Genomic DNA, 18277 nt, shown 5'->3' with positions numbered 1-18277 from the left:
TCGATGGCAGCTCCTCGCATCCTCGCGCTCGAATCGTCGTGTGACGAGACGGCCTGCGCCGTGGTCGAGGGGCTGTTCGTGCGCGCGAGCGTGGTGGCCTCGCAGGTCGAGCTGCACGCGCAGTTCGGCGGGGTGGTGCCGGAGCTGGCGAGTCGCCACCACCTGACGGCGGTGGTGCCGGTGGTCCGCGAGGCGCTGGCCCGCGCAGGCGCGGGGCTGGACGAGTTCGACGCGATCGGCGTGACCGAAGGGCCGGGGCTGGTGGGAGCGCTGCTGGTCGGGGTGCAGCTGGCGCGCGGCCTGTCCCTTGCGACAGGTCTGCCGCTGGTCGGGGTGCACCACATGGAAGGGCACCTGGTGTCGCCGTTCCTCGGCGACGCAGACACGCCCGCCGGCGAGTTCGTGCCGCACCTGGCGCTGTCGGTGTCGGGCGGGCACAGCGAGCTCGTGCACGTACAAGGGCTCGGCCGCTACGAGGTGCTCGGGAGCACCCGCGACGACGCGGCCGGCGAGGCGTTCGACAAGGCGGCGAAGCTGCTCGGGCTCGGCTACCCGGGCGGGCCGGTGATCGATGGCCTGGCGGCGGAGGGCGACCCGGAGGCGGTGCCGTTCCCGCGGGCGATGCTGGGGTCGCGCGAGAACCTCGAGTTCTCGTTCTCGGGCCTCAAGACGGCGGTGGCGGTGTACATCGACCAGCACGGGCAACCGTCGTCGCGGCAGGCGCTCGCCGACGTGTGCGCGTCGTTCCAGGCGGCCGTGGTGTCGGTGCTGGTGGCGAAGCTGCGGGTGGCCCGGCGACGCGTGGGCGCTTCGCTGGTGACGATCGTCGGCGGAGTGTCGGCGAACCGCGGGCTGCGTGAGGCGCTGGCGGCGGCGGCGGCGAAGGACGGGTTCACGCTGCGGGCGCCGCCGCTGCGCTACTGCGGCGACAATGCGGCGATGATCGGCGGGGCGGCAGCGCTCCGCTGGGCGGCGGGGGCGCGGCGCGAGCCGCCGGTCGAGGTCTACGCGAGCCTGGCGCTCGACGAAGGACGGGCGCGCGGATGAGGCAGGCGGGCGAGCCGGGACGTATTCGTGGTGCGAGACGAGGGGCGCGCGCGAGATGTCCGACGGGACAGGTCGAGGTCGAGCCGAGGCGGCGCGAAGTGAGCTGTGCGAAGGGACTGGTGAGTCGAGGATGTCCGCGAGGACAGGCCGGCCGGCGCGCCCCTGCGGCGGGCGAGGTGCGGAGATGACGATCGACTCGCCGGGCGCGCTGCTCCGCCGCTACGGGCTGCAGGCGCGGCACAGCTGGGGGCAGAACTTTCTCATCGCGGCCGAGGTGCACGCGGCGATCGCGATCGCCAGCGAGGCACGACCGGGTCGCAGGGTCATCGAGATCGGTGCAGGCCTCGGGACGCTGACGGACCGGCTGCTGGCGACGGGGGCCGAGGTGTGGGCGATCGAGCGCGACCGCGATCTGTGCGCGGTGCTGCGGGCTGAACTCGGAGACCGGCCGAACTTCGTGCTGCACGAGGCCGACGCGGTGCGCTTCGACTACGCGGCGGCGATCGCCGGGCAGGCCGAGCCGGTGGCGATCGTCGGCAACCTGCCGTACCAGCTCACGGGGCCGCTGCTGTTCGCGCTGCTCGAGCAGGCGCCGCACGCGGGGCCGTGGGTGGTGATGGTGCAGAAGGAGGTCGCGGACCGGCTGTGCGCGCGCCCGGGCGAGGACGACTACGGCGGCGTGACGGCGGTGCTGTCGCGCATGCGGACGATCGCTCGCGTCCGCAACGTGCCGCGCGGCTGCTTCCTGCCGGCGCCGCGCGTCGATTCGGCGGTGATCCGCCTCGATGCTCGACCCGAGCCGCTCGGCGGGCCGGTCGCCGACGAGGCGGGGCTGCGGCATCTGGTCCGCACGGCGTTTCAACAGCGGCGCAAGGTGCTGATCAACTCGCTGGCGGCCCTCGGCAGCCGCGCGGAGGCGCAGGCGTGGTGCGCGGCGGCAGGCATCGACCCGGGCGTGCGGCCCGAGAAGCTCGGACCGGAACAATTCGCGGCGCTGCAGCGCGCGCGGGAGGCTAGCGGTGCCGGAGCTGCCTGAGGTCGAGTCGGTCCGCCGCGGCCTGCAGGCGGCGCAGCTGCGCGCGCCCGTGGTCGAGGTGTGGCGCAGCGCGTACAAGCTGCGGGTCGGCAAGAGCTGGGCCGCGGAGAACTTGAGCTGTCTGAAGGATAATGTCCCAAAAGACATCCGGCGGCGCGGCAAGTACATCGTGTGGGAGTTCGCCGGCTCGGGCGGCGAGACGAACGGGCTGGTGATTCACCTCGGGATGAGCGGGCGCTGCGGGGTGACGACGGCGGCGCAACCGAAGGTGGTGCACACCCACTTCGCGCTGCGCATGGCCGACGCGCGCGAGGTCAGGCTGGTCGACCCGCGGCGCTTCGGCGGGCTGCGGGCGGGGCCGCTGGACGAGTTGATGGCGAGCGAGCCGATCGGGACGCTCGGGCCGGAGCCGCTCGACCCGGGGTTCGGCGGCGAGCTGCTGGCCGAGCGGCTCGGGGCGTCGCGCCGACCGATCCGCGACGCGTTGCTCGACCAGGAGGCAGTCGCCGGGCTCGGCAATATCTACGCGGTCGAGGCGCTGTTCGCGGCGGGGATCTTTCCTCTGGTCGAGGCGCACCGGTTGCACGCGAGCGCGTGGGCCCGCCTGGCCGGGACGATCGTGACTGTGCTGCAGCAGGGGATCGACAACGGCGGGACGACGCTGAAGGACTTCCGCAACGTCGAGGGCGAGGTGGGTCGCAACCAGGACGACCTGCGGGTCTACGGCCGGGCCGAGGAACCTTGCCCGCGCTGCCGCGCGACCCTGGTCGGCTTCGTGTCGGGAGGCCGCAGCGGGGCGTATTGCCCGCGTTGCCAGCCGCGACCGCGCACGCGCACGATCCGCTGAGCCGCGGGGCAGCGGCTCTGGCCTGAGTCTTGCCAGAGCGCTGGCCCTGGGCGCACACTGAGGGCCGCCATCGAAGGCATGGACGACCCGCACCGCAACGGCCGCCCGCCCGAGGCGCGCAGCGACGAGGCGCTGATGCTGAGCTTCCGCGACGGCGACGCGCGGGCGTTCGAAGAGCTGGTCGCGCGCCACCGCCGCGGGCTGTTCAACTTCCTCCTGCGCAGCGTGCAGAACCGCAGCCGCGCGGAAGAGCTGCTGCAGGAAGTGTTTCTCCGGGTGGTCCGCTCGAAGGACCGCTACGAGCGCACGGCCAAGCTGACGACCTGGCTCTACACGATCGCCCGCAACCTGTGCGTCGACGAGAGCCGCCGCGCGAAGTTCCGCCGCACGACGTCGCTCGACACGCCGCGCAAGGGCGCCGATGACGAGGGCCCGGCGATGGTGGAGACGGTCGCGGCCGACGAGGTGCCGACCGACGAGCGCGCAGCCGCGCCGCAGATCCGCCAGCGGATCGCCCGCGCGATCGACCTGCTGCCCGAAGACCAGCGCGAGGTGTTCTTGATGCGCCAGATCAACGGGCTCTCGTTCAAAGAGATCGGCGACATCGTCGGCGCGCCGGAGAATACGGTCAAGAGCCGCATGCGCTACGCGCTCGAGAAGCTGCGGCAAGATCTGGCCGACTTCAATGTTTAAAAATGGAGCTGTCCTTCGGGACAGAAAACTGGACATGGCCCAAGGGCATGTCTTGAAGGCAAAGTCTTTAAAAGACCTTGCCAGGAGGACATGTGCTTGGGGGCATGCCCTTGGGGGCAGATTCAACGCATGTCCTGGAGGACATGTCGCTCGCTCACTCGGGCATGAGCGCGAGCTGAGCGCCTGCGTCGACTTTCTCGGCGCCCCAACTCTTGCGAGCCTCGGGGGGCAGGCGGGCGTGGACCTTGTTGTAGGCGTCGAGGAAGCGGCGGGTGGCGGCGTTGAGGTAGCCGCCGCCGGCGATCGGGCCGAACTCGGGGGCGTAGCGGGCGGCGATCGCAGCGAAGGCCTCGTCGCGGGCGTGCTTGGCGATGATCGACGCCGCGGCGACGGCGACGTGGGCCGACTCGCCCTTGTCGACGGCGCACAGGCGCGGGTAGCTGCGCTGGAGCGGGGTGAAGATCCGGCAGCCGTCGGCGATGATGTGCGCGTCCTCGGGGGCGCCGGAGTCGGCGAGCAGCCTCAGCGCGGTGCGCTGCTCGAGCACGTTGAGCTGGCCGCGGAAGGTGTGCTCGTCGATGACGTCGACGTGGATCTCGACGTGCACGCACACGCGGGCGAGGCGGCGGATCTCGAGGGCGAGGCTGGCCCGAAGTTCCTGTGCCTTGGGACCTGCCCCGAAGCGCTTGCTGTCCTGGACGCCGAGGCTGCGCAGCTCGGCGGCCGGCTCGGCGTCGAGGGCGACCAGCGCGAGAGTCATCGGTCCGAGGATCGGGCCGCGACCGGCCTCGTCGAGGCCCCAGGCGGGCCAGGTGTGTTCAAGGCTCATGGCTCGAGGCCGGACGATAGCGCATTGTCGCGCCCGTGGTTCGGTCGAGGTGGTTCGACGGCATTCGCGCCCGCCGTTAGGCCGCGAAAGGCCGCGCTGCGTGGGGCGGCCCGGACGGCTCCACGAGTGCGCCCCAGGGAAGACGCGGCGCCGGGGTCGGCGTGGGCCTCGCTCCGCGAAAAGGCCGCGCCGGACTTGGCCCGGCTCAGGGGGCGACCTGTTCGAGGCCGGAGAGCAGGGCGTCGACGCCGGCGAGGGTGGTGGCGCGCAGGCGCAGGGCCTCGGCGCTGGGGGCGGAGGCGGTGCGGTGCTGCATCTGGGCGATGCTCTGGCGGATCGCCCGGACCTGGCCGCGGATGAACTTGCGCCAGCTGGCGGCGACCGGGGCGAGGGCGCTGCGGTAGCGCTCGCGCAAGGCGGCCTCGCCCTTGGCGACGCCGTGGCCGTGCTCGTGGATCAGCGAGGCGATGAAGCCGGACGACTCGAGGCTGTCGAGGTAGCCCTGCGCCCACGGGACCAGGCGCGCGGCGAGGATGTCGGAGAACGCGTCGGAGTCTGGCTCTTGGGACAGCTCGCCGAGGTCGGCCTGGAGGGCGCGCAGGATGCTGTCCCGAAGGACAGCCGTCAGGTACGTGACGTCCTGGTCGGTGACGAGGATCTTGCCGCCGGCGCCGGCTCGCAGGACGCCGAGGGCGAGGCACTCGCGGGTGAGCAGGTCGTCGAGGGCGAGCAGCTGGCCGTAGACCTTGTCGCCGAGGGCGACGAGGCGGGCCTCGAGGTGAACGGGGTCGGAGCCGACAGGGCCGCTCCGGCTGGCCTTCTCCTCGAGGCCGGCGATCGCCTGGCGGACGGCGGCGCCGGTGCTGGCGAGCGCGTCGCCGAGGCGGCGGGCGGCGAGCGAGCGCTTGAGCTCGCGGGCGTGGGCGAGGAAGTGGGTCTCGAGCGCGTCCTCGACGGCGCGGAAGGGGTCGTCGTGGCGTACGGCCGGATCGGCGATGCCGGTGCGTAGCTCGAGCGCCTCGCTGGCGCACACGGGGATGATGTCGAGCAGGACGTCGCCGAACTGCTGCTTGAGGTAGTCGGTCAGCTCGGCGCGCTCCTCGGGGTCGAGGGTGTCGACCTTGTTGAGGACGCCGAGGACCTGGCGGCCGTCGGCTCGCATGGCCTTGAGGACACCCGCCTCGGAGGCCGCGCCGCCGCGCGTGGCCGAGAAGATCCAGATGATCGCGTCGGCCTCGTCGACGAACTCGCGGGCGACCCGCTCGTGGAAGCCGTCGAGCGCGTTGAGGCCCGGCGTGTCGACCACCGCGGCCTCGCCCATGCGCGCCGAGGTGCGCTCGATCTCCATGTGCCGCACCCGGCTCGCCGCGACGTCGTCGAGGCCGCGCAGGAAGGTGTGGACCTCGCCGCGCGCGATCGTGCCGATGCTGCCGTCGCGGTAGTGCACGCGCCCGCCGCCGGTGGGGCCGCGGCGGAAGAAGTTGATGGTGGTGGTGGTCGGCAGCACGCCCATCGGCGCGACGACCTCGCCGAGCAGGGCGTTGACGAAGGTGCTCTTGCCCGAGGAGAACTCGCCCATGACGGCGATCGTCAGCGGGCGCGCGAGGCGTTCGCGCGCCGCGATCACGCCGGTGAGCGCGTCCTGGACGCCGGAGATCGGGACGCCGAGGACGCGGCTGGGGATGGCGGCGAGCAAGGCCGTGGCGGCGGCGAGCAGGTCCTCGAGGCGATGGCTCTGAAGCGGCTGCGCGAGCTGGGCCAGCAGCGCCCGCGCCCGCTCGTGCTCGGGCGCCTCGGTGAGGACCTCGACCAGGTACTCCTGCGCGGCCTCGTGCAGGTTGACTGGCTGGCTGTCCCCAGAGGCATGGCTCTTGAGGCAGAACTCGGCGGAGGCGAGGGCTCGCTGGCCGCGCAGGACGCCGAGGCGCTGGCTGGCGTCGCGCAGGGGGGAGATCTCGTCGGGGCCGAAGGGGCCGCCGAGGTCGGGCTGGCTGCGGAAGCGCGGCGGCGGACCGGCGAGGAAGTCGTCGGCGGCGCGCTCGTCGTTGTCGTGCAGGCGCCGGCGAGCGTTGACGAGCCGCAGCTCCTCGGGGGCACTGGCGGCGCCGTCCTGCAGGCGGCGGCGCATCAGCGCGACTGTCCCATCGGACAGGAGGTCGGCGCGCAGGGCGACGTGGGCCAGCTCGTGGAGGTGCCGCTCCTGCCGCTCGCCGGCGGCCGACGAGGCGGCGTCGACGAGGGCGTCGAGGACGGTGGCGCGGGTGGCCGGGCTCGCGTCGCAGCCGCCGACCGGCCAGGCCGCGACCTCGCACAGGGCCCACAACCGCTTGCGGCGCGGGTTCTGCGGGTCCTGCTGGAGGTGGCGCAGCGCGAGCGGGCGCGCGTCGGCACCTGTCCCGAGGCACAGGTGGACGCGGACGAGGTGCTCTTCCCACTCGGGGCGCGCGGGGATCTTCGGACGCACGGCCTCGGCGCCCGCGCGGTCGCCCTTGGCCGCGAGCGCGACGGCGAGGTAGGCGCGGGCGGTGGCGGTGCCCTGGTCGACCTCGGCGGCGGTGTTGCCGAGGTCGGCCTCGCCGGTGAGCCAGGCGATCGCCTCGTCGACGTGATCCTCGGCGAGGAGCAGCTGCGCGCCCTCGCGGACCAGCAGCGCGCGCAAGGGACCACGTGTCCCTTCGGGCAGGCGGGCGCGCGTGCGCTGGAACTCGAGCAGGCCGCGCTCGAAGCGGCCGCGCTGGATCTGGAGGAGGGTGGTGAGCAGGTTGAGCAGGAAGCGCGCGTCGAAGATCGCCGGCTCCGCGGCGTCCTCGACCAGCTTGCGCCCGCGGCGGAGCTGGTCGAGCGCGGCGTCGTAGTCGTCGCGCAGGAGCAGGCGCGCGGCCTCGGCCAGGGTCTCGGGCAGGGCCCGCTCGCCGCGCTTGTTGTGCGGCTCGGACAGCTCGAGAAGCACGCTCAGGTGGGCGTTGCCGGTGAGGACCTGAGCGACGCGGGTGATCGCCAGCGCGAGCTTGAGGTGCGCGTCGTTGGGCCGCTGGGTCAGCGGATCGCGCAGGCGCGCGGCGGCGCCGGCGTAGTCGCCCACCAGGCTGAGCTCGCGGGCCTGGGCGATCGCTCGCGCGACCTCCTCCGGCGGGCCTTGCTGCGCGACCTCGCTGAGGATCGTGCCCATGCGCTTGGCCCAACCCCCGAGGGCGGACCCCATCGAGCGCAGCGGGTTCTTGTCGTCGTCCTTGGGCTTCTTCGTGTGGTCGTCGCTCATCGCGCTTGCTCGGGGGCGATCGGGACCGCGGCGATCTGGGCGCGGAGGTCGGCGAGCCGGGGCTCGAGCGCGCGCAGCTCGGCGGCTGCGGTCTTGCGCGCCTCGCTGACTGAAGAGACAGGTTGCGGGGCAGGGTCGCTCGTGGGAGCCGCCACCGGCGGCGTGGCCTCGGGCAGCGCGACGTGGTCGTCGAGGTCGACCACGCGCTGCAGGAGCGACTGCAATTGATCGCCGAGCTGGCCGTGCGCGAGCACGAGGATCTCCTCGAGCGTGGCGACGTGATCGTCGACGGCGCGGACCAGCGCGGACTCGAGGTCGCCGAAGGCGGTGGCGAGGGCGCTCGGGACGCTGGCGCGGGCCGCCGCGCGGACCTCACGCACGCTGCGCTCGCGCAGGACCATGGTGGCGAGCGGGGCGGCGACGGTCATCACCAGGCCGGTGACGATGTTGCCGAAGTACATCACCGCGGTGCCGGCGATGCCCACAGCGAGAGTTCCGGCCTCGACGAACACCGAGGGCGGGCGCAGGTGGATGACGGGGCCGCGCAGGCCGAGGCTGAGCATGGCGGCCGCGAGGCGCCGCTGGGCCTGTTCGCCGCAGGTCTGCAGGACCTCGCGCGTGAGGCCCTCGAGGGCGAGGCGCAGGCGCTCGGCTTCGCCGTAGACGAAGTGCATGAGCGCGTCCTGCGAGGCGGTGGGCAGCAGCTCGGCGGTGATCCGCAGGTCGGGGCGGTCGAGCTGCTTGAGGATCGCGTCTTCCAGCTCGCCGCGGAAGTTGGCGAGGTGCTCGCGCGTGCGCGTGACGATCTCGGCGCGCTGGGTGGCGATGGTGGCCCGCTGCTGCTCGACGTCGAGGCGCTGCTCGATGAACGCCTTCTGCACCGCGGCCAGCTCGGCGCGCACCGCCGCGTGCTCGAGCCGGAGGGCGCGGGCGAGGGTGGCGGCGTGGTGCGCCAGCAGGTCGGCGCTGCGCAGCAAGTAGGTGCGGGCGCGCGGCGGCGACAGGGTGCGGGTCTGGCCGGCGAGCTGCTTGAGCCGCTCGCGCAGGCGCAGGACCTCGCGCACGCCGAGCGTGTCCTTCGCCGGATCTTTGCCGGCGGTGCGCGCGTCGGTCTGGAAGATCTCGAGCGGGCCCGGGATCATGCTCGCGAGCTGGGCCTGGATGTGCGAAAGGACAGCCGGTCGCTCGGCCTCGGGGATCAGATCGACGCGGTTGAGCGCGAGCAACAAGGTGGCGCCGCTGTCCCCGAGCCCGCCGACGGCGATCAGGGCGTCGCGCAGGAAGGCCAGCTCGGTGCGCTTGAGCACCTGGGTGGCGTCGAGCACGAGCAGCAGGGCGTCGCCGCGGGGCAGCTCGCCGCGGCTGATGAGGGTGCGCAGGCGGAGGATGTCGTTGATGCCGGGGGTGTCGATGAGCTCGAGCTCCGGCGGGAGCTGCTCGCTCGGGGTGGTGACGATCAGCGAGCCCTCGATCGGCGACTTGCCGCGCGCGAGCTCGGCGAAGCGCGCCGGCTCGAGGACCTCGGAGCCGCCCGGGCGCTCGAGGCGGTGCTCGAGGGCGTCGCCGCGGACCAACTGCACGACCGCACCGGTGGTCGGCGTGACGCCGGTGGGCAGCAGGGCCTCGCCGAGGAGGGCGTTGATCAAAGTGCTCTTGCCCTGCTTGATCTCGCCGAGCACGAGCACGCGCAGGCGCGACTCGGTGAGCCGGCGGGTGGTCTCCTGCACGACCTGGGCGCCGAGCCGCGGCAGCCCGAGTTGGTCGGCGGCCTGGCGCAGGCCCTCGGCGAGGTGGAGGAGTGCGGAGGGAACGGGATCCGTGGGAGAGCTCGTCATCACAGGAGCCTCAGTCGCGAAGTGAGGCGCTGATCACAGCGCGCGAGCGGCCAGGCGTCGGCCGGGACTTCGGCGGCGGGCGCGTCCGCCGGCTGCGCAGGCGCGCCGGTCGCCTCGCCGGGTTCGAGCGCCGCGACGATCTCCTCGGTCGAGACCTGCTCGCGGCGGTGGCGTTGCTGCGAGCGAATGCGCGCGACGACGCGGCTGCGGTCGAACTCCCGCAGGGCGCGCTCGCGCTCGGCTCGCGGTGAGAAGGCCGGCAGCCAGTCGGGCCGGGGGCGGCCGCGCGGGTCGAGCGCTTGCAAGGCCGGCTCGAGCTCGCCCGCGGCGAGCAGGCCGGCGCGGTCGGCCGAGAAAACGGCGACCTGACTCCACGAGCGCAGCGTGGCGCGGACGAGGCCGTGCGTGATGCGGTCGCGCGCACTCATGAGATGCGCCATGAACAGGCCGCCGTGGCCGCACTGCAGGTGGGCGAGGCCCTGCGCGAGAAAGAAGGCGCGGACGGCCGGGCTCTCGGCCTGCAGACCGTCGCGGTCGAGGACGAGCCACGCGTCGCCGCCGCGAGAGTTGGCGATCGGCGCCACGAGCGGCCACACTCCCGACGCGCGGCCCTTCGCAGTGACGAAGCGGATGCCGGGTAAGCCCGCCTGCAAGAGCTCGGCGATCTGGATGAGCTCTTGCAGAATCGGGAGACTCTCGGCACCTTCGGGGTACTGTAGGTCCCCCGCGGTCATCAGCGACGTCGCATGTTCACTCCACCGCAACTCGAGCGCACGCATGGCGGTTTGGGCCGAAAGCGAGTGGCTGAGCCACTGGAAGCGGCGGAGATCGACGCCGTAGGCGTAGGTGGCGCGGGCGAGGTCCTGCTCGTAGCCGCGGAGCTGACGGCGCTGGACGAAGCGGCCGAGGTCGAGTGGGGAGCTCACCGGAGCGATTCTAGCAGGCGTGTCACGCGATCTGTCGCGGGTCCGGCCGAAAAGCCGGACGGCGCGCAAACCAGCTTGCAGGCCTGCGCCGATCTAGGTATGCCCGGCTGCGGATAACTCATGGCAGGTCCCAAACACAGCGAGCTTCCGGCCGTCGTGGTCCCGCAGCACCTCTGGCTGCGGAGCGCCCGCCCCGTCCAGGGGAAGGCCGTGCAGTGGGCCGTGCCGGGGGTGCTCATCGTCGTCGGGCTGCTGATGTCGTCGACCGCGCTGCGGGTGAGCTTCGTGCTCGCCGGCTTCGGCGTGTTCCTGCTGCTGCCGGGCCTGGTGACGAGCCGGCTCGAGCAGCTCGGCCGCGAGGTGCTCGCCGCCGATCGCTCCCGCGCCGGCGAACTGCTGAAAGAGCTGCCCGAGCGGCCGATCGTCCGCCTGTTCGCGCCGGCCGGCTGGCGGTCCCTGCAGACCGCGCTGCTCAACCTCAAGCTCGGCGACGGGCACGCCGCGGCGGCCGGGTTCGCCGAGACGGCCGAGCTGTGCGGGCAACCCGAGGCGGTGATGCTGATCAGCGCCCAGGCCCACGCGCACGTGCTCGCCGGCGAGCGCACGAAGGCCCGCGAGCTGCTGCAGAAGCTGACGCAGGCCAACCTGCTCGGTCCGCGCGACCAGCTCGACCTCGGCATCGTCCTGCTGATCGAGAGCAAGAAGTTCAAGCAGGCGCTGAGCTACATCGAGGCCGCGCGCAAGACCATCGGCGAGCACCCGCGCATCGTGGCGGCGCAGGCGCTCGCGCTGCAGAAGCTCGAGCGCATCGACGAGGCCTCGGTGCTGCTCGAGCAGGTGCAAATTGCGATCAAGGACGCGGCGACCGACACGGTGACCGACGACCTGATCAAGCGCGCCCGCAAGGGGCTGCAGGACTACCTCGAGGCCCAGCTCCGCCGTGAGCGTCGGGCCCGCTCGCGCCGCACGACGATCGTGGTGTCGAGCGAGGCGGCGGCCAGCGAGATCGTGTCGGGCGAGATCAGCGGCGGCGGCGAGCCGACGGCCACCGAGGCGGGGATGAACGACGCACGCTCCGAGTCGGAGCCGATGCGGAGGTTCGCGTCGGTCGAGTCGCCGACGCCGCCCGCCCCGGCACCCGCGCCCGTGGCGGCGCCGCCGAAAGCAGCCCCGCCGGCCGAACGCGATCCCGACGCGCCGCGTCCGGGTCTCGAGATCGATCTGTTCTCGGCGCCGCACACCTCGGCGCCGCCGCTGTCCGAGCTGCTCAAGGACAGGAGCGAGGATTCGAAGCCGCGGATCGATTCGGTCGCCGCGGCCCTGGCGAGCGAGGTGCCGGCCGCGGCCCCGGTCGCGCCACCGAGCCTCATCGTGCCCGACATCGGCAGCGCGCCGATGAAGGGCGCGGCGCCCGTCGTGCCGGCGCCGCGGGTCGGCGGAACGATGCCGTTCACGCCGTCTCCGCCGGTGGTCGACGCCAAGCCGGCGAGCGAGAAGCCGGCTCCGCGCGCCACCTCGCTGTTCATGGCGGGCCCGGCAGTCACCCCGCCGGCGCCCGCCCCCGAGGTCAAGCCCGACAGCGACGCGCCCGTCGTCCGTCGCCGGCAGACGCTGCTCGGCGTGTTGCCGACCAACGAGCCGAACAAGCCGCCGGCGCCGAGCCTGCCGTCACTCAACTCCGTCGGCGGCCCGCCGCCGCCGGCAGGTGCTCCGTTCGCGCCGGCGATGCCCCGCACCGGCCTGCCGACCCGCGGCACGACGCGGCTCGATCTGCCGGCGATCGGCTCGCCGCCGCCGAACCCTGCTGGCCCCGCGCCGGTGTTCCGCGCGCCGCCGAAGCCCGGGGCGCCGAAGAGCGACGACAAGAAGGAGTGAGTCCCGCAGCGACGCGAGCCGAGAGCGGCTGCGTCGTCGTTCGTTGGCAAGCGCTTGCTCGGTGTCGCCGACCGCTCGTGAGCGCGGGACCCCGGTCGACGAGGTCGAACCAGCTCGTCGCGGTGCGACCGCCCCTCGACGTGAATCCGGCGAGCCTTGTCTGTCCGGAGCGCCCGAACCGCGACACGCGGCGTCGCGCTCGCGAGGGGACGTCGCAGCGCCATGCGTTACGTTCGTAAATGTACGAAGGGCCATGTCGCAAACGACATGGCCCTTCAGGCAGGCGAGCTACGCCGGGCTCAGCGGATGCCGGCCAGCGGATCGTCGGTCGACTCGATCTTGGTCGCCTTGTCTTCCTTCTTCTTCTTCGGCTCGGTCGAGGACGGCGGGCTGCTGCTGCCACCGCCGCCACCGCCACCACCGCCGGTGCGGCGCTCGGTCTCCTTGATGTGCGCGCCGTGGGTCGCGTCGATTTCGCCGCCCTTGGCGGCGCGCGGGCCCTGGGTGTCGGGCGGAACCTCGCCGCTCTTGATCACCTTGATCTCCGTGGGCGGGGCCGGCGGAGGCGCCTCTTCGACAGGCTTGCGACCGAACGCGAAGTAGGCACCGACGCCGCCGAGCACGAGCACGAGGCCGATGATGAGGCCGATCTTGCTGCCGCCGCCGCCCTCGTTGTCGTCGCCGGCGTCGAAGGACGCCGCGGGCATCGAGGAGAATGCCGGCGACTCGGCGGGCGCCGAGCTGAAGGGAGCCGCAGCGGGGGCATCGCCGAAGGGCGAGGGCGCCGAGCTGAACGGTGCGGCGGCCGGCGCCGAGCCGAACGGCGAGACCGCGGGCGAGTCGAACGAAGCCGGGCGAGCCGGTGCGGGCTCCGGGTCGCTGTCGTCGAGGTCGTCGTCGCTGCCGGCGACGGCGTCGGTGCCGTCGTCGTCGGCCTCGTCGGTGCCGTCACCGTCCTGCGCGGCGACGGCTTCGAGCTCGGCGTACAGCGCCCTGATCTTCACCTCCAGCCGCTCGACGGCCTGCGTGTGCATGCGGAGCGTGGCGGGGTCGCTGGCGGTCTCCAGCGCGTCCTCGTGCTTCTTCCGCTCCTCTTCGAGGCTCTCGAGCCGCGCGAGGGACTCCTGAATCCATTCTTCCGTGGCCATGATTGGGCTTCCGCTTCGGTCAGGCGGGTCGCGCGAGGCTGCGCGCGGACCTCACGATGGGATAATACACAGCGTTAGAGGCGCTCCAACTGATTAATTCTGGCCTTTCGCGGCCGTATGGCGGAGAACGCGTCGTTCGACCGGCCGGTGTGCCGCCGCGGATCGGGTGACTCGCTCCGGCGGCCGCGGCCTGGTGGTCGTGACTTTAATCTCTCGATGCGTGCGCAGCGGGGCGCCAGCGATCGCCATCGACTGTCGAGAGAGACCTGTCCGATCCAACATGTCTCGACATACAGATGGCGAGCGACGCTCGCCCGCTCAGGTACCCTTGCGCAGCTCGGCGAGCACCTGCTTGGCGAGCGCCTTGAGCGTGTCGAACACGCCCTGACCGTTCGGCGCGACGGCCTCGAACTCGGGGACCCGGGTCGGGTTGAGCGCGGCCGACAGCTCCTCGATGCTCATCGCGTTCGGGAGGTCGCGCTTGTTGTACTGCATCACGTACGGCAGCTTGTCGAGGTCGTAGCCCTGCTCTTGAAGGTTGATGCGCAGGTTCTCGAGGCTCTCGATGTTGGCGTCGTAGCGGGCGTCTTGCGAGTCGGCGACGAAGCACACGCCGTCGACGCCCTTGAGGATGAGCTTGCGGCTCGCGTCGTAGAACACCTGGCCCGGGACGGTGTACAGGTGGAAGCGAGTCTTGAAGCCGCGGATCTCGCCGAGGCTGAGGGGCAGGAAGTCGAAGAACAGAGTCCGCTCGGTCTCGGTGGCGAGCGAGATCATCTTGCCCTTCGCCTCCGGGCGCGTCTTGTTGTAGATGTACTGCAGGTTGGTCGTCTTGCCGCAGAGCCCAGGCCCGTAATAGACGAGCTTGCAGTTGATCTCGCGCGAACTGTAGTTGATGAACGACATCGGTAGCGGCTCTCGCTAGTCGTTGAACAGGTTGTCGATGTCCTGATCGGTGATCTCCGCCCCGAACGGGCTGGACGGCTGCGTGGTCGCCTTCTTCGCCAGCAGCTCAAAGATCGGCACGAGCTCCTCCTGGGCCTTCTTCACGCGGAGGCGCACCAGGCCCTGCGTCGTGTTCTTGTCGAACAACACGACGAGGATGATCCGCCGCCCCACGAGGGACATGTGGATCGACATGCCCTTGCCCTCGTGGAACTGCGCGGTGAACTCGTCCTCGCGCAGCAGCTGGGCGATGCCTCCGGTCGCAGCGACGTTGCCGGCCACGAGCGAGCTCAACGAGGTCGTATCGAGGGCGGCGCTGTCGCCCGCGGCTGCGACGAGCTGCCCGTTCTTGTCGATGAGGAGAATCGTTCTCGCTCGCGAGTCCTGATGGAGCCGTTCAGCGATCGCTTGGATCTGCTTCTGCTCCTCTTCATACATCACGAGCTGGGGATTCAGCGGGTTCAAGGGTGAGACTCCTGATGCTCGACGTGGGGACCCGGACCTATGTCCATGGGCGCCAAAACCGTAACAAAGTCATCCGGGCAAGTCCATCACGGATGGCGTCTTCGAGGGCCGCGGCGTGGATCTTCTTCGTGACCATGGCCCGACGTTCAGGGTCGTCGCATGCTCACGCGAGCGCGCGGCGCTCCGACCGCGTGACGCGGCCATGGCGCGCGTGGCATCGGGACCCCGCGAGGCCGGGCCTCGATGACGAGTCGTTCCGCGCGCCCTCGGGCCCTACAGCGCGCGGCGATCCGCGAGCGCCCGATTCAAGGTGTTCATGTCGGCGTACTCGAGCTCTCCGCCGACGGCGACCCCGCTGGCGATCCGTGACACCTGTACGCCCAGCGGCCGCAGTAACTTTGCCAGGTACACCGCGGTGGCGTCGCCCTCGACGTTGGGGCTCGTGGCGACGATGACCTCGCGGACGCTGTCACCCTGCAGGCGCCGCAGCAGCTCCTTGACCCGCAGCTCGTCGGGCCCGACTCCGCCGAGCGGGTCGAGTACCCCGTGCAACACGTGGTAAAGCCCGTGATACGCGCCGGTGCGCTCGATCGCCATCCGGTCCTGAGGCTGCGCGACGACGCAGATCGTACCCGCGTCGCGGCGCGAGTCCCGGCAGCGCTCGCACGTCCCGCCGGTGCACAGGTCGAAGCAGACCTCGCACAGCCCGAGCTGACGATGCACCCCCGCGATCGCGTCGGCCAGCGCCGTCACGTAGTCGTTGTCGGCCTTGACCAGCGACAGGGCCAGGCGCATCGCCGTCTTCTCGCCGATCCCCGGCAACCGGGTCAGCAGCGCCGCCAGGCGCTGCAGGGGGTTGTGCGCGTCGTCGCCGTTCACAGGCCAGGGAAGCCGCCAGGGCCCATCATACCCGGGGGGATCAGGTTGCCGACCCGTTGCTGTTGCAGCGACTTGGCCTTGTCGAGCGCGTTGTTGACCGCCGCGACGATGAGGTCCTGCACCATCTCGCGGTCCTCCGTCATCGCCGCCGGGGCGAGCTCGATGCTGATGAGCCGCTGGGTCCCCGACGCCTTCGCCTTCACCAGCCCGCTGCCCGCGCTGCCCTCGACCACCTCGTGGTCGAGGTTCTGCTGCATGCTCTCAAGCTGCTGGCGCAAAACCTGCGCCTGCCGCATCATCGCTCCGAGGTCGAACTCGCTCATGATGGTTTCATCCTACCCCGGAAATCGCCCCCGCACAGGCCCAAAGGCTGCCCGGACGCAGGCGAGCGCGTGAACTTCCGGCCCGGTCGCCTCACTTGGGCTGCGGCGCGACCAGCGGCCGGACCTGCTTGAGCTGGCCCTCGAATTGGGCCAGCAGCGCCTGGATCTGCGGGTGCTCCCGTGCCTCCTGCAGGACCTCGGCCTGCAGCGCCTCTTGCCGCTGGCGCTCGATCTGGCGCAGCGACGGCGTGTCCGGCAGCGTGGGCTCGCCCTCGACCAGCTCGAGCCGGAACGGCATCCCCATGTGCAGATGGAGCGCCTCGTCGATCTGCCCCCGGTGTTGCTGGAGCATGTCGCGGTAATAGTTGCTGCCGACGAGGCGGACGACGCCCTCGCCGACGCCCAGGAGCCCGAACTCGGCCAGCAGCGCGAAGATCGCCATCTCCTCGCGGCGCATCCTTCGCAAAAACTCCTCCCAGGCGGCGAACGGCGGCAGCGTGGCCCAGGGGATGACCTCGCTCGAGGTCGACTCCCGCGGCGTGCCGGGGCAGACGGCGCAGGCCTCGGCGGCGGGAGCCGGGGCGGCTGCTTGCGGCGGGCGAGGGGCCTGAAACGCCGGGGAAGGCGGGGGCGGGGCCTGAAACGCTGGGGTCGGTGGGGGCGGAGCCTGAAACGCCGGGGTCGGCGGAGGCGGGGCCTGAAACGGCTCGGCACGACGGGCGGGGGCTGGAGCCGGTGCCGAGGCCGGCGGCCGCGGGGCGGATTCGCGCGGAGCCTCGAAGGCCCGCGGCGGGGGGCTTGCCGACTGCGGCGGAGGCGCCGATTGCGGCGGGACGCTCGCTGCCGCGCTCGGAGGTTTCAGCTGCGCGAGAAAGCTGTCGAATTGGTCAGCTCCGCCGGCGCGCTGGGGTGGTCGCGCCGGGAAGTCCGGGGTCGAGCGCTGAGGTCGAGACGCCTCACCAGAACCGCGCGAGGGTGCGCCGCCGAAGCCGCCCCCACCGCCCGATCCGCCCGGACCCGGGGCCGAGATCTGCTCCAGGCGGTCGATGAGATCGCCCAGCGGCATGAGCGGTTCGGTGTGCACGAGGTCGAGCAGACCCATCTCGAGCACGAGCCGCGGCACCCGAGTCCGCGGGAGGGCGTCGACCACCCGGGTGAAGCGATCGAACAGCTGCGACAGCGCAGTGGCGTCGACGTCGGCGGCCTGGCGCCCGAGCTGCTCGAACTCCTGGTCGGAGGCGTCGAGCAGGACATCGCGGCTGCCGGTCAGCTTGACCACGGTGAGGTCGCGCAGGTGCTTGAGCAATTCGAGCGCAAGAGCCAGGAGATCTTGCCCGGAGGTGAAGATCTCGTCGAAGCGCCGCAGCGTCAAGGTCGCGTCGCGGGCCAGCACCGCCTCGACCAGCCCGGCGACCGCGAGCGTGCTCGGGACCCCGAGCACCACGCGAACTTCTTCGGCGCTGATCTTTCCGGTGTCGCTGGCGAACGCGATGACCTTGTCGAGCAGCGTCAGCGAGTCGCGCACCGAGCCGTCGCCGGCGCGCGCGACCGTGTAGAGCCCGGCCTCCTCGACGCTCACGCCCTCGCGGGCGAGGATCGACTTGAGGTGACCGACCAGCTGCGCGCTCGACAGCCGGCGGAAGTCGAAGCGCGACACTCGCGAGAGGATCGTCGCCGGCAGCTCGTGGACCTCGGTGGTGGCGAAGATGAAGGTGACGTGCGGCGGAGGCTCCTCGAGCGTCTTCAGCAGGGCGTTGAACGCCGAGCCGGTCAGCATGTGGACCTCGTCGATGATGTAGATCTTGCGCCGGGCGGTCTGCGGCAGGTACCGCACCTGCTCGCGGATGTTGCGAACGTCCTCGACGCGGTTGTTGCTGGCGCCGTCGATCTCGATGACGTCGACCGAGCGACCCTCGGTCACCGCGACGCACTCGCTGCAGACGTTGCACGGGTCGATCGTCGGCCCCTTCACGCACACCAGGCACTTGGCCAGGAGGCGCGCGGCGGTGGTCTTGCCGAGGCCGCGCGCGCCGCAGAACAGGTAGGCGTGGTGGACGCGGTCGTGGGCGATCGCGTTCGCCAGCGTGCGCGTCACGTGCTCCTGACCGACCAGGTCGGCGAAGCGCTGCGGGCGGTACTTGCGGGCGAGGACGACGTAGGCCACGGGCGC

15 protein-coding genes are annotated in these 18277 nt (G+C 71.9%); 5 read left to right on the top strand and 10 right to left on the bottom strand.

What is annotated here, in order from left to right; all coding sequences use genetic code 11:
* Window positions 1-3: 3 nt before the first annotated feature.
* The 4 genes from tsaD (at window position 4) to K7C98_RS40020 (ending at window position 3623) form a co-directional block, all read left to right on the top strand.
* Entirely contained in the window at window positions 4-1047 is a 1044-nt protein-coding gene (gene tsaD / locus K7C98_RS40035) for a tRNA (adenosine(37)-N6)-threonylcarbamoyltransferase complex transferase subunit TsaD (RefSeq protein ID WP_224197208.1), read from the top strand.
* A gap of 184 nt (window positions 1048-1231) precedes the next feature.
* Complete coding sequence (rsmA, locus tag K7C98_RS40030; RefSeq protein WP_224197207.1) at window positions 1232-2083, top strand: 16S rRNA (adenine(1518)-N(6)/adenine(1519)-N(6))-dimethyltransferase RsmA; 852 nt, start codon at window positions 1232-1234, stop codon at window positions 2081-2083.
* On the top strand, window positions 2067-2930 hold the full coding sequence (mutM, locus tag K7C98_RS40025; RefSeq protein WP_224197206.1) for a bifunctional DNA-formamidopyrimidine glycosylase/DNA-(apurinic or apyrimidinic site) lyase: 864 nt from the start codon (window positions 2067-2069) through the stop codon (window positions 2928-2930). Before rsmA ends, mutM begins: the two co-directional genes overlap by 17 nt.
* 78 nt (window positions 2931-3008) lie before the next feature.
* Window positions 3009-3623: an RNA polymerase sigma factor gene (locus tag K7C98_RS40020; protein ID WP_224197205.1), complete on the top strand. Its 615-nt coding sequence runs from the start codon at window positions 3009-3011 to the stop codon at window positions 3621-3623.
* 154 nt (window positions 3624-3777) lie between these two features.
* Here K7C98_RS40020 and K7C98_RS40015 read toward each other — a convergent pair whose 3' ends face one another.
* From K7C98_RS40015 to K7C98_RS40000, 4 genes are all read right to left on the bottom strand, one after another.
* Window positions 3778-4452, bottom strand: coding sequence for a hypothetical protein (locus K7C98_RS40015; RefSeq protein WP_224197204.1), 675 nt, complete (start codon window positions 4450-4452; stop codon window positions 3778-3780).
* Window positions 4453-4657: 205 nt separating this feature from the next.
* A complete protein-coding gene (locus tag K7C98_RS40010; RefSeq protein WP_224197203.1) occupies window positions 4658-7711 on the bottom strand; it encodes a dynamin family protein in 3054 nt (1017 codons plus the stop codon).
* Entirely contained in the window at window positions 7708-9546 is a 1839-nt protein-coding gene (locus K7C98_RS40005; protein ID WP_224197202.1) for a dynamin family protein, read from the bottom strand. The genes K7C98_RS40010 and K7C98_RS40005 overlap by 4 nt, the downstream gene beginning before the upstream one ends.
* Complete coding sequence (locus K7C98_RS40000) at window positions 9546-10541, bottom strand: hypothetical protein (RefSeq protein WP_224197201.1); 996 nt, start codon at window positions 10539-10541, stop codon at window positions 9546-9548. Before K7C98_RS40000 ends, K7C98_RS40005 begins: the two co-directional genes overlap by 1 nt.
* 51 nt (window positions 10542-10592) lie before the next feature.
* Between K7C98_RS40000 and K7C98_RS39995 the strand changes: the two genes are divergently transcribed.
* On the top strand, window positions 10593-12347 hold the full coding sequence (locus tag K7C98_RS39995) for a tetratricopeptide repeat protein (protein WP_224197200.1): 1755 nt from the start codon (window positions 10593-10595) through the stop codon (window positions 12345-12347).
* Window positions 12348-12646: 299 nt separating this feature from the next.
* Here K7C98_RS39995 and K7C98_RS39990 read toward each other — a convergent pair whose 3' ends face one another.
* The 6 genes from K7C98_RS39990 to dnaX all read right to left on the bottom strand — a co-directional run bounded on the left by K7C98_RS39990 (window position 12647) and on the right by dnaX (window position 18271).
* Window positions 12647-13495 (bottom strand): hypothetical protein, encoded by an 849-nt coding sequence (locus K7C98_RS39990; protein WP_224197199.1) that lies wholly within the window; start codon window positions 13493-13495, stop codon window positions 12647-12649.
* 318 nt (window positions 13496-13813) lie between these two features.
* Window positions 13814-14401, bottom strand: a complete 588-nt coding sequence (locus tag K7C98_RS39985) for a GTP-binding protein (protein WP_224197198.1) — start codon at window positions 14399-14401, stop codon at window positions 13814-13816.
* 15 nt (window positions 14402-14416) lie between these two features.
* Window positions 14417-14878 carry a roadblock/LC7 domain-containing protein gene (locus K7C98_RS39980; RefSeq protein WP_346660338.1) on the bottom strand — a complete coding sequence of 154 codons (462 nt, stop codon included), beginning with the start codon at window positions 14876-14878 and terminating at the stop codon, window positions 14417-14419.
* A gap of 300 nt (window positions 14879-15178) precedes the next feature.
* Window positions 15179-15784: a recombination mediator RecR gene (gene recR, locus K7C98_RS39975; protein WP_224197197.1), complete on the bottom strand. Its 606-nt coding sequence runs from the start codon at window positions 15782-15784 to the stop codon at window positions 15179-15181.
* Window positions 15781-16107 carry a YbaB/EbfC family nucleoid-associated protein gene (locus K7C98_RS39970; protein WP_224197196.1) on the bottom strand — a complete coding sequence of 109 codons (327 nt, stop codon included), beginning with the start codon at window positions 16105-16107 and terminating at the stop codon, window positions 15781-15783. Before K7C98_RS39970 ends, recR begins: the two co-directional genes overlap by 4 nt.
* A gap of 91 nt (window positions 16108-16198) precedes the next feature.
* Window positions 16199-18271 carry a DNA polymerase III subunit gamma/tau gene (dnaX, locus tag K7C98_RS39965; protein WP_224197195.1) on the bottom strand — a complete coding sequence of 691 codons (2073 nt, stop codon included), beginning with the start codon at window positions 18269-18271 and terminating at the stop codon, window positions 16199-16201.
* Window positions 18272-18277 lie beyond the last annotated feature (6 nt).

This window comes from Nannocystis pusilla, assembly GCF_020073745.1.
Classification (GTDB): domain Bacteria; phylum Myxococcota_A; class Polyangia; order Nannocystales; family Nannocystaceae; genus Nannocystis; species Nannocystis radixulma.
Note: the sequence above shows the minus strand (reverse complement) of the source record. Positions and strands in the feature narration are given on the sequence as shown.

What these genes read in the sequence shown, in the direction of transcription:
- K7C98_RS40010 (WP_224197203.1), bottom strand. Translation starts at nt 7,711, where the DNA reads ATGAGCGACGACCACACGAAGAAGCCCAAGGACGACGACAAGAACCCG.
- K7C98_RS40020 (WP_224197205.1), top strand. Translation starts at nt 3,009, where the DNA reads ATGGACGACCCGCACCGCAACGGCCGCCCGCCCGAGGCGCGCAGCGAC.
- tsaD (WP_224197208.1), top strand. Translation starts at nt 4, where the DNA reads ATGGCAGCTCCTCGCATCCTCGCGCTCGAATCGTCGTGTGACGAGACG.
- K7C98_RS39985 (WP_224197198.1), bottom strand. Translation starts at nt 14,401, where the DNA reads ATGTCGTTCATCAACTACAGTTCGCGCGAGATCAACTGCAAGCTCGTC.
- K7C98_RS39970 (WP_224197196.1), bottom strand. Translation starts at nt 16,107, where the DNA reads ATGAGCGAGTTCGACCTCGGAGCGATGATGCGGCAGGCGCAGGTTTTG.
- K7C98_RS39980 (WP_346660338.1), bottom strand. Translation starts at nt 14,878, where the DNA reads ATGTATGAAGAGGAGCAGAAGCAGATCCAAGCGATCGCTGAACGGCTC.
- K7C98_RS40005 (WP_224197202.1), bottom strand. Translation starts at nt 9,546, where the DNA reads ATGACGAGCTCTCCCACGGATCCCGTTCCCTCCGCACTCCTCCACCTC.
- K7C98_RS39990 (WP_224197199.1), bottom strand. Translation starts at nt 13,495, where the DNA reads ATGGCCACGGAAGAATGGATTCAGGAGTCCCTCGCGCGGCTCGAGAGC.
- K7C98_RS40015 (WP_224197204.1), bottom strand. Translation starts at nt 4,452, where the DNA reads ATGAGCCTTGAACACACCTGGCCCGCCTGGGGCCTCGACGAGGCCGGT.
- K7C98_RS39995 (WP_224197200.1), top strand. Translation starts at nt 10,593, where the DNA reads ATGGCAGGTCCCAAACACAGCGAGCTTCCGGCCGTCGTGGTCCCGCAG.
- rsmA (WP_224197207.1), top strand. Translation starts at nt 1,232, where the DNA reads ATGACGATCGACTCGCCGGGCGCGCTGCTCCGCCGCTACGGGCTGCAG.